Consider the following 12,727-nt stretch of genomic DNA (forward strand, 5'->3'; position numbering starts at 1 on the left):
TGCCCCTGGTATCTATCGCACGCTATACAGCGGCTGAGGGGAGTTTATTTGGCACTCACACCTGGAAACCGATGAAACATTTCTCGTGATAGAAGAAACGCTGCGGATCGATCTGGCCCATGGCAGCGTATACGTGGCCCCCCGCCTACATCCCGGCCTGGCGATCAAGCGATCGGCAACTTCCGGTCAGGATTGGACATTGCGGGATGGGCACTGCAATCTCTACGGGGATCTTAGAGACCCTATGTGAGAATCCATCGGCATATGCAGTCGTTCCACGAAGCCATTCGAGATTTCCTGAACAAAGGTATTGTCGTGGGTGATCCTCTTTTGCCCACGCACTATGCCAAATTCGATCGCCTCGATGATTTTCAGGTTGGCTTCCGCACGCATGGTCACACCGGCGAAAACCTGATTTCGGACACTGACGGCGGTTGGCATTGCGAATGGTATGTCATCGCAATGACGGGGCTGGATGACCCCATTTTTATTGCCGCAGGCGAGGCCGAAGACGGTTATCCAGTCTATACCGCAGCCCATGGCGCCGGACGATGGGACGCGATACAGATAGCACCTGGCCTAGCGGCTTTGGGCCGCCTGTTAGAAGCATTGGCAGAGGTGAAGGAGGATATTTCCCAATTTAAATGTTTGATCATTGCCGAGACCGATCCTGAGAACGAATACTGGCGCGAGGTTCTCGACGAACGTCAGAATGCCGCAATGTCGGAGCAGCCGCCGTCTGATATCGTTGACTACGATTTGACCGACTATGAAACAGGCAGCCTGATCGTAATTGACCCAGGCCCTCATAAGCTCAAAGTTGTTCAGATCATCAGTACATGTCGCGGATTGCCGCTGAAGGAGACACTGGCGCTCGCCGCAATGCCTCAATTCGAAGCAGGAAGCGGTATGAAACTGCAACTTCGGCCGTTGAAGGACCAACTTGAAGCTTTGGGCGCGACGGTCGAATTCCGGCTTCGGACTGAAAGCCACTTGTGATGCCGGTAGCGACAGGCAGGACTCGGCCAGTATGTACAAGGTACTTGCGCGCAGCGGCTCTTCATATCCAACATGCTGCGTTTAACCCTCGGCGGCTGGGGGCTGGAACGCCGAAAACGACTCAATGCCCGCAATGGTTAATTTGCCGCCAGTCCAAGCCCGAGCAGTCTCAGAGTGGGTTCGCGCAGAATCCGATGACACTTCAGATTTGCGATAAACCACCGTCGACCATCAACTCCACGCCGTTCACATACCTGGCGTCGTCGGAGGCCAAAAACAGCGCTGCACTGGCGATTTCTTCAGGTTGTGCCATGTAGCCCAGTGGCGTGACTTGCTCGACGTATTGGCGCAGTGCGGCGATGTCGCTCTCGCTCATTTTCAGTCCGTTATCCATCAGCGGCGTGCGGGTGAAGCCAGGGCTCAAAACGTTCGCGCGAATTTTTCGGCCTTTGAGCTCATTGGCCCACGTGCGTGCGAAAGATCGCACCGCCGCCTTGGAGGCGTTGTACAGGCTCAGCCCTTCCATGCCGTTGCTGGAACAGATCGAAGCCGTCAACACGATAGACGAAGCGTCTTTCATCAAGGGCAGAAGCGTTTGAACACTGAAAAAAACGCCTTTGACGTTCACGTCGAACATTGAGTAGTAAGCGGCCTCACTAGTCTCCCCGACTGGATTGTTCTCACAGATCCCGGCATTCGCGAACATGGCGTCCAGCCGGTCGTCCCGCATCTCGATTGTCGCCTTGAGAGCGTCCAGATCCGTCTGGCGCGAGACATCGGAAACCACCGCAACGGCCTTACCACCAAGCCGGGCAACTGCCGCCTCCAACGTGTGCGCTGAACGCCCCGTGATGTACACGCGTTGGGCGCCCTCGGCGATCAAGGCTTGCGCGATGGAAAATCCGATCCCCGTGGACCCGCCGGTCACGACGGCAACCTGATTGCTGAATTTACCTGACATGCATGACTCCTCAGTCGCTGATAAAGGGGTCGTCTGGAACGACTTGCCCATGGTGAGTGTCATCGGAGCAAAGCGACACTGACATGCATGAACAATGGCCGTGCAGTTTTGTAAGGCCGACCGACTGAAGACTTTGACTGGTACCCGATAGGGAAAGGCATTGGGAATGTGCCCAACCAGGGGCGGCGCTTACCGAACCTATCGCCCTACGGTCCAATGCTGAGGACTGATCATCCTCTGAGGGGCGCCCACGACTGCGTACAAAGCGGTGAATGCGGCAAAGGGTCGGCTAAACCGCACGCTGAAGGTGGGCGAGGCGACGCTTCAAATGCAGAGAGTGATGGGAAGATTGCGCTCAGGTCTCGTTTAAGCCTTGCCCAGCAGCGCGCTCACATTCGAAGCCAACACATCCAGTGCAAAGGGTTTAGTGATAATCGCAGTCGCAGAGTCCAGCAGTTGAGTTCCCACGATCGCCGGCTCGGCATACCCGGTCATAAACAACACGGGCAAGCGTGGCCTGCACTTACGCGCGGCATTAGCCATACGACGCCCATCTATTCCGCCAGGAAGGCCTATGTCGGTGACGAGCAGGTCAATGGGGGTATCTGATTGGAGAAGCGCAAGCCCCGCCAGCCCATCGGCGGCTTCGATGACCCTATAGCCGAGGGCACCGAGTGTCTCACTGACAAACATCCGGACTGACGGCTCGTCATCGACAACAAGCACCGTCTCGCCCGACGGGATCAAATCTGCTTCAATTTTTACCTCAGTCTGAACGACAGCATCAATCTGATCGGTATGAAGGGGTAACTGCAGATAGACGCGAGTTCCGCTGCCCTTTTCTGAGTCAATCTTGATCTGCCCGCCAGATTGTTTTGCAAAGCCGTAGACCATAGACAAGCCCAGTCCTGTTCCTGCACCTAGCGGCTTGGTGGTGAAAAAGGGTTCGAATACCTTGGAGAGGATTTCTGGACTCATTCCCGCGCCGTCATCGCCAACGCAGATGGTCAGATATGCTCCGGGAGCCAGTTCCGCGTCGAGCTCAGGCCCTTGCTCAAGTATCTGGTTGTAGGTCTTGATCGAAATTTTTCCTCCCTCCACCAACGCGTCGCGGGAGTTGATGCACAGGTTGAGCAGAGAGTTTTCCACCTGCGCAGGATCGACGAGACATGTGCTTGATGCCGCTGCCAGATCGACGTTCAAATCTATAGACGGCCCCACCGTTCGACGAATGAGTTCCTCCATCTCGGCGATAAGCACATGGACATCGGTATGTTCGGGGAGGAGCGTCTGCCGACGTGAAAATGCGAGCAATCGGTGAGTCAAGGCTGCAGCCCTGAGTGCTGCACCGTAGGCCACTGCGACGTAGCGCTCTACATCTGCGATGCGGCCTTGATTGAGCCGCATTTTGATCAGATCCAGGCTGCCTGTGATACCGGCAAGCAGGTTATTGAAATCATGAGCGATGCCTCCAGTGAGCTGCCCAATCGCATCCATCTTCTGTGATTGTCGGAGTGCTGCCTGGGCAATCTCACGTTCAGCCACTGCTTCACTGATGCGAATTTCTAACGTGCGATTGAGCTCCAGAAGCGCCGTTTCAGCTTGCTTGCGCGCAGTAACATCTATTGAAGAACCAATCAGACCAATGACCTCGTCCACTTCGTTGAGCAATGGAGCCTTTGCCGACAGCCACATGGTTGCCGAACCATCGGGCATATCGACCTGCTCCTCGATCTGCACAGCGGTGCCGCTGCGCATGACGCTGCGATCAGTCTCCATCACTCGACGCGCTTGATCCTTGTCTTCCAGGAACTCTAAATCCGTTTTTCCTAGATAAAACTCTGGCGGCTTTCCAATCAGCTTCGTCGTGCCATGGTTGGCTACCAACATCCTGCCGTCCAAATCCTTGGCATAAACCACCCCGGGCACGGCGGCAGTAAACGTTCGTAGCAGCGCAGACATTCTGTCCCGCTCCGCTTCAGCAGCCCGGCGGGACTCGATATCCATGAGTACGCCGGGAAAGCGAATGGCCTCACCATTAGCGTCCAGCTCGGCCCGCCCGTTTGCCTCAACCCACCTGTAGGCTCCATCGTCCTGGCGAACCCGGTATTCGCACCGATAAGGCCCACCACGAGTCATCGCCTCTCTGATGTCTTCGGCTACACGATCAACATCCTCAGGATGAATAGACGAAAACGCTTCGGCGATCGGTATCCCTGCTTTGCAACGCTCCGCCGACAGACCGAAAGACCGTGAGAATCGCTCGTCTGCTGTGACAGAGTCAGTTGGAATATCCCACACCCAAGTGCCGATGATCGCGCCTGCATCCAATGCCAGTTGCAAGCGCTCTGATACGTCCGCTGGGGATGCATTGGATTGAGACGGTGATAAAGACTCAACTGTTTGAGTTGAGACTTTAGGGCTGAAACGATCCATGCGATACCTCAGTGATTCCTTGTGTAAAGCCCAGACATTTTCGTGCCGAGCCAACGCATTCAGAATATGCCTTCATATGGGGGGGAATGGTAGACAGTTACAAGCGGGCAGTTCGAGGACTGTATTACGCTACGCTATCACACAGGGGGCATCGAATCCCATGAATCCAACTACTCTTGGCCGCACGTTGTTGCTTATGGGCGAGAGGCGATTTCATCCAAATGAGCGAGCAAATCCAGCGGATCTTCATAGACCCGCAGAGCCCCTGCCCGCTCAAGTTCACCAATATCATAACCACCTGATAACAAACCGACGCCCGTCGCTTTACAACGTCGTGCGGCAAGCATGTCCCAAATGGCGTCGCCTATAACCAGGCATTCCTGGATATCGACATTCATTCGCTGAGCGGCAGCCAAAAACAAATCCGGGTCTGGCTTTCCGTATGTCACGTCGTCTCGCGTGACGATTTCAATGTCGTCGAAATCAAGCTCCAACGCTTTGAGATTTATCTTGGCTGTATCGACTCCCCCGCTCGTCGCTATACACCACTTGAGGTTGTCCCGGCTGAGCGCGTCGAGAAGCTGCACCGCGCCTGGCAGAGCGACTATTTGACCTTGTAGACGCTGGTACGCTCGCGCATGCTTCTCGCTGAGTCGTTGAGCTTGTTCTTCACTGATATCAAGACCGGTTTCCCGTGAGAGGGACTTCAGCATCAATCCGCCGCTCATGCCGATTTTCCGATGAATTCTCCACATGGCCAAAGGAATGCCCTCAGCGTCGAGGGCTTCTTTCCACGCGGCTACGTTTTGATAAACGCTATCTGTGAGAGTGCCATCAAGGTCAAATATGAAAGAGGTCTGGGGGCGCATACGAAATCTCTCCTGGACAGAAATGGCCTATCGATACCGCTTCTGAAGTGTTGCCCAAGCCCTGGTGTATCAGTATCGAGCGCCATGGGCAGTTGGGCCCATGGTAGACAAGACAGCGCCATATGCATTGGGGCATGGGTATTGGATGGGATCGCCGACTAAGCCTCGCGATACCGATTCATAGCCGACCTTCTCAGTAGGCGTGTTGATGAGTTGCCAATCTATCCGAACGCACCGTGCCAGGCGTCACTCAGGCACCAAGGGCGCGGCGCAGTGGTTCGTATCTGATTGCTGATGATTTCTCACATCTCGCTGGAAGATCTTCTACTTCTGAAAGGCTGAGCTACCTGGCGTTCCATTTATCCGTGGGCAATGTCGATAAGTGGATCCTGCGAATGCTGTATCCCACCATCAATACAGTGCCATGACGGAGCCCCAGGTCAGAGCAACATACGGTGGCGAACACACCTTGTGCGGATTGATATCAATCTCTGAATCCCGACGATCTTTCGCAATCAGAAAGGACTTTTCTGTCACACACGTATCCAACATCCAGAGGGCCAGCTAGCCCTCGATCCAGATCAACCAGGCTAAGGACTGCAGATGACTTTCTACATATTCCTCCTCGCTTGCTGTGCTGCGGCAAGTACCGGCATCATTTTCAAACCCGGGAGCTGGTACGAATCGCTTCGCAAGCCAGCCTTCACACCTCCGAACTGGCTGTTCCCGGTCGCCTGGACGACGATCTATTTGCTCATCGCCTGGGCTGGCTACCGCCTGACCCTCTTGCCTGGCAACGAGACGGCGCTGGCACTATGGTCAGCTCAGATAGCGTTGAACACGCTATGGACACCCGTGTTTTTTGGCGCAAATCGTATTGTCGCGGGGATGATTATCCTTGCCCTGCTCTGGCTGGTTGTCGCAGCCATGCTGTGGCTGGCATTGCGGCTGGACGTCATCACTGGCCTGATCCTGTTTCCGTACCTGGCCTGGTTGACCGTTGCGGCAGCGCTGAATTTCTCGATCATGCGAAAAAATCGATGACCTGGCCTCCGGTGCAATCGGTCACAGCGCTCGGGCCCGCGAACGCGCTGGATTTCACGTATAGCTGCGGTCTCAATGATCGCGCGCGGAGTATCTTGGTCGATCGCCTTCTGCATGTTGGAACTGTGTATGCACGCGCATAGTCCAGTCGCAGAGCCGCAGAGCCGCAGAGCCGCAGAGCCGCAGAGGCCGCTGTAGAACAACAGGCTAGGGATGTGGCCCAACTTTCATCCACCTATGGATTATTTTCAGGCATGAACCCAGCAACCCCGGATGGACGCTATTTTGTTGTCAAAGGGCAGCTATGGCGCTGCACTGATCCGTCGCTGAACGAAGAGGAACGCCAGCGTTTGGTGAATGACCTTATGGCTGCGCGTCGGGCAGTTAAAGCGGCAAAGGCTTCAGGTGATCCAGGTGAGCTAAAGGTGGCCAGGGCGAGTGTTCAGGCTGCCAAGGTCGCGCTTGGGGAGCGAGGCCCAGTCTGGTGGGAGGACGGCGCTCCGGATCTGAACCAGCGCAAGGTGATCGACACGCCCTATGCAGATTGGTACCAAAGCCTTTGATCCTTTAGCGGGTTTGTATCCCCGAGAAATCGGCAGACCTCTTGCCTCGCATCAACAGGTCAGCGATGAGTCGCATGAAAATGCGCTGTAAAGCGTCTTTTTGTACTGCACCCCAAAGCACTCGCCCATGTGAAGTCGCAAGCACCAGCCAGGCACGTCGCATGGTTTGGAATCTGACCTTCGGCATCGGCAAATGCAGGCCCCAGGTCAGCATCGACGAAATACAAGAGTTTGCCAGGCAAGCGAGGATTCACATCTAAGCAAAAGGCATCGACGTCAACAGATCCTGATAGAGCATCAGTTGAGAGTAATCCAGCAGATCGGTATGTCTCACCTGGTCAGCAGGCAACCTGGACAACAACTGAAGTTTTGCCTGAATGGCCGCAAGCGTAGCGTTGACTACCGAGAGTTGGGTGGTGGGATCAATACCAAGGCTCATGAGATTTGTCATCGTAGATCCTCAACTGAGATGTGCACCCTAGATATAAAGGCATATTGACATCACTGCAATTGCAGTTCGTCGCCTCCCCCATCATCAGGGGGCTTCGCAAACAGTATGTCCGGGCACCTATGTGGGCCAAAGCTGGCTTTTTTTGGACGAAAAACCATCTAGTCAAGCACTTCGGTCTTGACCTTGGTGGGCACCCCGCGAGGTGCGAAGCGGTTGCTCCCTACGAGGGTGTCTGTCAAGGCAATGGGTTGTCAGCGGCCCATATCGCGCCCATGGCTTGGCTCAGTCGATGGATTTACCGCAAGCCATCCCACGGGGAGCGTCCAGGCAGCAGTTAGTCGAACGCTTTGAGTTCAGGGCAGTCCATTGAGCATATCCATGGAGCGCCCTTATGAAACTTCGCTATCGCTGGCCGCTGGTGATCTTCGCTTCCCTGGCGGTGCTGTTGACCCTCTTGAATATTGCCCTGCCCTTCCTTGTACGGGACTACCTCAACGACAAACTGCGGGACATGGATTCCTACAGCGGTCACGTCGAGGACGTGGACATCGCGCTATGGCGCGGAGCCTACGCCATCAAAGGCCTTAAAGTGACCAAGGTCGACGGCAAGGTACCTATACCCCTGCTGGACGTGCCTCATATTGACATCGCCGTCAGCTGGCATTCGCTATGGTATGACCATGCCGTCGTGGCCACGGCAGGCTTCCTCCAGCCCACTCTCAACTTCGTCGACGGCGGCGTAAACAAGCAGGCGTCCCAGACGGGGGCCGGTACCAACTGGCGCGCGCAGCTCGAAAAACTGCTGCCCATTACCCTGAATGAAGTACGTGTGGAAGATGGCAAGATCACGTTCAATAATTTCAATTCCAAACCCCCGGTAAAGCTCGAAGCCAGCAAGATTGACGCGAGCTTTTACAACCTCACCAACGTGCAAAACCCGGAAGGCAAGCGTGACGCGCGCTTTGAGGGCAAGGCCGTATTGTTCGGCCAGGCGCCACTAGACGCTACAGCGGCCTTCGATCCCTTGAGCAACTTCGAAAATTTCGAGTTCCGTCTGCGTGTGACCAACATCGAGCTCAAGCGCATCAACGACTTCGCCTCGGCCTATGGCAAGTTCGACTTCAACGCCGGGCACGGTGACGTGGTGATCGAGGCCCAAGCCAGCAAAGGCAAACTCAATGGGTATATAAAGCCACTGCTGCGTGACGTGGATGTGCTCAACTGGCAGCAGGATGTGGAAAACAAAGACAAGAGTTTATTACGCTCGGTCTGGGAAGCCTTGGTTGGCGGCACCGAGACAGTCCTGAAGAACCAGCGCAAAAACCAGTTCGCTACACGCGTGGAGCTAAGCGGCGATGTGCATCGCTTGGACATCAGCCCGCTGCAGGCCTTTTGGGAAATACTGCGTAACGGCTTCATTCAAGCGTTCAGCGCCCGCTACGAGCAAGCGCCGGCAAGCAAAGACTGAGCGAAGGCAGTCGGCATGAAGGTTTCTCGACCCGGCTCGATGGCTAGACCTGGTCGTGTCCGGGCATGAGTTGCCAATGCTTGCCCTACATCCACGAGAGTGAACAATAAGCCCAATAGCGCTTGCTGCCTGGTGTAGGTAGGGCTGTCTATTGATGAACTTAACGTGTCAGCCAATTTCAGAATCCACTCTGCTTTAAAAGCGTTCAAACCAGAGCCCGTCTAAGCACATTGCCCCGATGTTTTGAGGTCGGGGCTTGGGTGGAGCCGCAGAGATTTCCCATGATCAAAGATCAGGCGTCTGCTTAGAATGGAGACTTTGAAAACCTTCAGACTCTATGAGCATGTCATTGGCCTTGTCGAGAAAGCTGCTGATCAACCAAGGTTTTGGCAAGAATTGCGCATGAGGTGGTAGCTCGTCGGGTTTGAGCGTCTGATGGCCCGACGTGACCAGCACTGGAATGTGCGGCCAGCGCTCTGCAATGAGCCAAGCCAGTTCAAAGCCGTTAATTTTTCCAGGCATCTTGATGTCCGTGATTACGAGACCGATACCTGCTTCACTCTCTAAAACGCTGAGTGCTTTATGAGCATCCGATGCGCCGATGGCGTTGATCTCACCAAGCTCCAAAATCTCCTGGGCCAGTTCCAAAAGTACTGGCTCGTCTTCAACAACCAAAACTAGCTGTCCCATAGCACCTCCCAAGTTCTTAACTCTGAGAAAGCCAGGATTTGCTATAGGTTCCGTGATTTTTGGGGTTACGTGAAAAACTGGCGTCTTCTGCCGGCCCGGCCCCGCGTTGACGGTGAGACTTGGGTGCAACTGATGACCTGATACTGGACTTTCAAGCCGTAAGCGTAATGCGAGGCAAGTTTGCGGCAAGGGGGCCGGCGTAAATCCCGGCAGAGCGCGTTCCGGACTGGCTGCGCCGGTTGCTGACGCGAGGCCTGGCCATCATCCTGTGATGTTTGTCACCGACCTCTACAGAGCTAATGGCACAGCGAAGTTACTGGTGTTGAGCCAGATCATCTTGTCGATGCAACTGCCTTCGCGGTAGTTCCGCTGGTGGGTCAGCATTCAGTAAGTGCAAGCGCTTGTCAGGTAAGCAAGGATGCACACCTAAGACTCGGGCGCAGACATGCTCCCTTACCGCCCCATGCAGGAGCCTGGGAAAAGTTGATAACTTCGTGGTTACTCCCCAAGATAAGCCTTTTGTACCTGCTCGTTATGCAAAAGATCATCCGCCTTCCCTTCAAGGGCGATGCGGCCGCCATCTATGACATAAGCGCGCTGGCATGTTTGCAGGGCCAGCTTTGCGTTCTGCTCGACCAGCAGCAAGGTCACGCCGCTTTTGACTACCTCGCGAATGGTCTCGAAAATTTTCTGCACGATGATCGGCGCCAGGCCCATGGACGGCTCATCCAGCAACAACAGCTTGGGCTTGCCCATGAGCGCGCGGGAGATCGCCAACATCTGCTGCTCGCCGCCGGACATAGTGCCCGCTAACTGAAAAGCACGCTCTTTGAGTCGAGGGAAAACACCGAACATGCGCTCGATATCAGCCTCGATGGCGGCGTTGCCGTCAGTGCGGGAGAAAGCGCCCATTTCCAGGTTTTCGTGAACCGTCAGTTTGGGGAAAATGCCTCGGCCTTCGGGCACCAGGGCCAGCCCTTCTCGGATAAGGTCGTAGCTCTTGATCTTCGAATGCACCTTGCCATCGAAGGTAATCTGCCCCGCTGTCGGCGTCAGCAGTCCAGCCAGCGTCTTGAGGGTGGTGGTCTTGCCCGCGCCATTGGCACCGATCAGAGCGACCATTTCGCCTTCGCCAACATGAAAGTCCAGCCCCTTGATCGCCTGGATAGCCCCGTAGGACACCTTGAGATCCCGTACCTGCAGGATATTTTTCATGCCGTCTCCGAACCTAGATAAGCCTCGATCACCCGAGGGTCTTTTTGCACATGCGCAGGCAGGCCATCGGCAATTTTCCTGCCGAACTCCAGCACCGTGACGTGATCGCACAAGCCCATGACCAGCTTCACATCGTGTTCGATAAGCAGCACCGTCTTGCCGTCCGCCTTCATCTTGCACATCAGTTGGCGCAGCCCTTCGGTCTCCGAGGCGTTCATGCCCGCCGCCGGTTCATCCAGAGCCACCAACAGCGGCTCAGTGGCCAGTGCCCGGGCGATTTCCAAACGGCGCTGATCACCATAGGACAGGTTCTTCGCAAGCTCGCCAGCAAAACGGGCGATGCCTACGTAATTGAGCCAATAGCGCGCGGCCTCGTGAATCTCACGTTCTTCCTGCACGCAACGACGGGTACGCAGGATCGCGCCGAACACGCCGCTTTTGGTGCGCACGTGCCGACCGATCATGACGTTTTCCAAGGCCGTCATATTGTGAAACAGGCGAATGTTCTGGAAAGTCCGGGAAATTCCCGCCTCCACCACTTTATGCGGCTTGCTGATGCGCAGCGGCTTGCCATCGAAAGTCACCTTGCCTTCTTCGGCCCGATACAGCCCGGTGAGCACGTTGAACAAAGTGGTCTTGCCCGCGCCATTGGGCCCCAGCAAGCCACGGATTTCGCCACGCTTGATACTCAGATCAATGCCATGCAAGGCCTGCAGGCCGCCAAAGAACTTGCTGACCGAACGCAGCTCCAGCAGTACGTCGCTCATACCTTGTTTGCCTCTTTCAGTCCGAACCCGGCGGCTGCCGGCTCCCCTTGCCCGAGCGCCGTATCCAGTGCCGGTGCAGGCAGCAGGGTTTCACTTTGATCTTCATGCAGCTCGGCCCGGCGCCGGCTCGACGGCCATAGCCCCTCGGGACGGAACCGCATGACCAGGATCAGCGCCAGGCCGAACACCAGCATGCGCAGGGTCGAGGCATCCAGCACGTTGCGCAGCACGTCGCGGCTGATGAACGTCACGTTATCCAGCACATAGGGCTGCACCCAGTTGACCAGGTCGCGGAACACCTCCGGCATCACCGAGAGAATCAGCGCCCCCAGCACTACGCCGCGAATCGAGCCCATGCCACCCAGCACTACCATGGCCAGGACCATGATCGATTCCATCAGCGTGAAGGACTCCGGGCTGACAAACCCCTGATAAGCCGAGAACAGCACACCGGAGACACCGCCAAAGGTGGCACCCATAGCAAAGGCCAGCAGCTTGAGGTTGCGTTTGTTCAGACCCATGGCTTCGGCGGCCACTTCGTCCTCGCGCAAGGCCATCCAGGCGCGGCCGATGCGTGACACTTCCAGACGCTTGGAAAGGATGATCGCCAGCACCACAACAGCCAGAAAGAACAGGTAATAGCTGATCACCGGCGACACCTGCAGACCGAACAGGCTCCACTTGCTCTGCAAGCTCAGGATCGCGTGGGGCGCCTGGCCAGCGGCGTAGCTCCAGGCACCGCCGTCGATATGCAGCGGCGCGATGCCGGCAATGCCCTGGGGGCCGTTGGTGATATTCACCGGCTGGTCCAGGTTATTCATAAAGATGCGGATAATCTCACCGAACCCCAGGGTGACGATGGCCAGGTAGTCGCCGCGCAGCTTGAGCACGGGCGCCCCGATCAGCACTCCGCAAAACGCCGCTACCACTGCCGATAACGGAATGATCACCCACAGCGGCCAGTTAAGTACTCCTTCAGCCAACCCCGCCAGGTTCAAGTGCGGCGAGGACAGCAAGGCGTAAAGGTAAGCGCCAATGGCATAGAAACCGATATAGCCCATGTCCAGCAGACCTGCGTAGCCGATGACGATATTCAGGCCCAAAGCCAGTAACACATAGAGCATGGCGAAGCCGAGGATGCGCACCCAGGTCGGCCCGAGGAACGGAATCGCCTCGACCACAAAAGGCAGGGCAATGAACGCCAGAGCCAGCAAGGCATATTGTGCGTAAACATTATTGATAGTGTTTTTCATGACAGCCTCTC

Annotated in this window: 12 protein-coding genes and 2 pseudogenes; 6 read left to right on the forward strand and 8 right to left on the reverse strand. The window is 55.9% G+C overall.

Annotated elements, in window-relative coordinates:
- Positions 1 to 46: 46 nt before the first annotated feature.
- Both M2401_RS18925 and M2401_RS18930 read left to right on the forward strand, forming a co-directional pair.
- Positions 47 to 142 (forward strand): annotated as a pseudogene (locus tag M2401_RS18925) (cupin domain-containing protein); the annotation flags it as partial.
- Between the two features lie 122 nt (positions 143 to 264).
- Positions 265 to 999 (forward strand): hypothetical protein, encoded by a 735-nt coding sequence (locus M2401_RS18930; RefSeq protein ID WP_259105081.1) that lies wholly within the window; start codon positions 265 to 267, stop codon positions 997 to 999.
- A gap of 202 nt (positions 1,000 to 1,201) precedes the next feature.
- On the opposite strand, the gene M2401_RS18935 is transcribed toward M2401_RS18930, so the two are convergent.
- The 3 genes from M2401_RS18935 to M2401_RS18945 all read right to left on the reverse strand — a co-directional run bounded on the left by M2401_RS18935 (position 1,202) and on the right by M2401_RS18945 (position 5,265).
- Entirely contained in the window at positions 1,202 to 1,960 is a 759-nt protein-coding gene (locus M2401_RS18935; protein ID WP_259105082.1) for an SDR family NAD(P)-dependent oxidoreductase, read from the reverse strand.
- 366 nt (positions 1,961 to 2,326) lie between these two features.
- The gene (locus M2401_RS18940; RefSeq protein WP_259105084.1) at positions 2,327 to 4,396 is read right to left on the reverse strand and encodes a PAS domain-containing sensor histidine kinase; all 2,070 of its coding nucleotides are present in this window, start codon (positions 4,394 to 4,396) and stop codon (positions 2,327 to 2,329) included.
- 194 nt (positions 4,397 to 4,590) lie between these two features.
- Positions 4,591 to 5,265, reverse strand: a complete 675-nt coding sequence (locus M2401_RS18945) for an HAD family phosphatase (RefSeq protein WP_259105085.1) — start codon at positions 5,263 to 5,265, stop codon at positions 4,591 to 4,593.
- A 603-nt stretch (positions 5,266 to 5,868) separates the two neighbouring features.
- Between M2401_RS18945 and tspO the strand changes: the two genes are divergently transcribed.
- Both tspO and M2401_RS18955 read left to right on the forward strand, forming a co-directional pair.
- Entirely contained in the window at positions 5,869 to 6,309 is a 441-nt protein-coding gene (tspO, locus tag M2401_RS18950) for a tryptophan-rich sensory protein TspO (RefSeq protein ID WP_259105087.1), read from the forward strand.
- Positions 6,310 to 6,563: 254 nt separating this feature from the next.
- Positions 6,564 to 6,872, forward strand: a complete 309-nt coding sequence (locus tag M2401_RS18955) for a hypothetical protein (protein WP_259105321.1) — start codon at positions 6,564 to 6,566, stop codon at positions 6,870 to 6,872.
- A 256-nt stretch (positions 6,873 to 7,128) separates the two neighbouring features.
- Here M2401_RS18955 and M2401_RS18960 read toward each other — a convergent pair whose 3' ends face one another.
- A complete protein-coding gene (locus M2401_RS18960; protein WP_259105088.1) occupies positions 7,129 to 7,323 on the reverse strand; it encodes a hypothetical protein in 195 nt (64 codons plus the stop codon).
- Positions 7,324 to 7,714: 391 nt separating this feature from the next.
- Here M2401_RS18960 and M2401_RS18965 point away from each other — a divergent pair, with 391 nt between their 5' ends.
- Positions 7,715 to 8,791, forward strand: a complete 1,077-nt coding sequence (locus M2401_RS18965; protein ID WP_259105089.1) for a DUF748 domain-containing protein — start codon at positions 7,715 to 7,717, stop codon at positions 8,789 to 8,791.
- Positions 8,792 to 9,076: 285 nt separating this feature from the next.
- On the opposite strand, the gene M2401_RS18970 is transcribed toward M2401_RS18965, so the two are convergent.
- Positions 9,077 to 9,481 (reverse strand): response regulator, encoded by a 405-nt coding sequence (locus M2401_RS18970; RefSeq protein WP_259105090.1) that lies wholly within the window; start codon positions 9,479 to 9,481, stop codon positions 9,077 to 9,079.
- Positions 9,482 to 9,696: 215 nt separating this feature from the next.
- Between M2401_RS18970 and M2401_RS18975 the strand changes: the two are divergent.
- A pseudogene (locus M2401_RS18975) lies at positions 9,697 to 9,836 on the forward strand (divalent metal cation transporter); the annotation flags it as partial.
- 143 nt (positions 9,837 to 9,979) lie between these two features.
- Here the strand turns inward: M2401_RS18975 and M2401_RS18980 are convergent.
- From M2401_RS18980 to M2401_RS18990, 3 genes are read right to left on the reverse strand one after another with little or no spacing between them, the layout of a single operon-like run.
- Positions 9,980 to 10,696, reverse strand: coding sequence for an ABC transporter ATP-binding protein (locus M2401_RS18980; protein WP_259105091.1), 717 nt, complete (start codon positions 10,694 to 10,696; stop codon positions 9,980 to 9,982).
- Positions 10,693 to 11,463, reverse strand: coding sequence for an ABC transporter ATP-binding protein (locus tag M2401_RS18985; RefSeq protein WP_259105093.1), 771 nt, complete (start codon positions 11,461 to 11,463; stop codon positions 10,693 to 10,695). The genes M2401_RS18980 and M2401_RS18985 overlap by 4 nt, the downstream gene beginning before the upstream one ends.
- Positions 11,460 to 12,716 carry an ABC transporter permease subunit gene (locus M2401_RS18990; RefSeq protein WP_409033952.1) on the reverse strand — a complete coding sequence of 419 codons (1,257 nt, stop codon included), beginning with the start codon at positions 12,714 to 12,716 and terminating at the stop codon, positions 11,460 to 11,462. Before M2401_RS18990 ends, M2401_RS18985 begins: the two co-directional genes overlap by 4 nt.
- Positions 12,717 to 12,727: the final 11 nt, after the last annotated feature.

The organism is Pseudomonas sp. JUb42 (assembly GCF_024807945.1).
GTDB lineage: Bacteria > Pseudomonadota > Gammaproteobacteria > Pseudomonadales > Pseudomonadaceae > Aquipseudomonas.

Coding starts and splice junctions, on each gene's coding strand:
- M2401_RS18985 (WP_259105093.1), bottom strand. CDS start 11,463: ATGAGCGACGTACTGCTGGAGCTGCGTTCGGTCAGCAAGTTCTTTGGC.
- M2401_RS18980 (WP_259105091.1), bottom strand. CDS start 10,696: ATGAAAAATATCCTGCAGGTACGGGATCTCAAGGTGTCCTACGGGGCT.
- M2401_RS18960 (WP_259105088.1), bottom strand. CDS start 7,323: ATGACAAATCTCATGAGCCTTGGTATTGATCCCACCACCCAACTCTCG.
- M2401_RS18965 (WP_259105089.1), top strand. CDS start 7,715: ATGAAACTTCGCTATCGCTGGCCGCTGGTGATCTTCGCTTCCCTGGCG.
- M2401_RS18955 (WP_259105321.1), top strand. CDS start 6,564: ATGAACCCAGCAACCCCGGATGGACGCTATTTTGTTGTCAAAGGGCAG.
- M2401_RS18930 (WP_259105081.1), top strand. CDS start 265: ATGCAGTCGTTCCACGAAGCCATTCGAGATTTCCTGAACAAAGGTATT.
- tspO (WP_259105087.1), top strand. CDS start 5,869: ATGACTTTCTACATATTCCTCCTCGCTTGCTGTGCTGCGGCAAGTACC.
- M2401_RS18945 (WP_259105085.1), bottom strand. CDS start 5,265: ATGCGCCCCCAGACCTCTTTCATATTTGACCTTGATGGCACTCTCACA.
- M2401_RS18990 (WP_409033952.1), bottom strand. CDS start 12,716: ATGAAAAACACTATCAATAATGTTTACGCACAATATGCCTTGCTGGCT.
- M2401_RS18940 (WP_259105084.1), bottom strand. CDS start 4,396: ATGGATCGTTTCAGCCCTAAAGTCTCAACTCAAACAGTTGAGTCTTTA.
- M2401_RS18970 (WP_259105090.1), bottom strand. CDS start 9,481: ATGGGACAGCTAGTTTTGGTTGTTGAAGACGAGCCAGTACTTTTGGAA.
- M2401_RS18935 (WP_259105082.1), bottom strand. CDS start 1,960: ATGTCAGGTAAATTCAGCAATCAGGTTGCCGTCGTGACCGGCGGGTCC.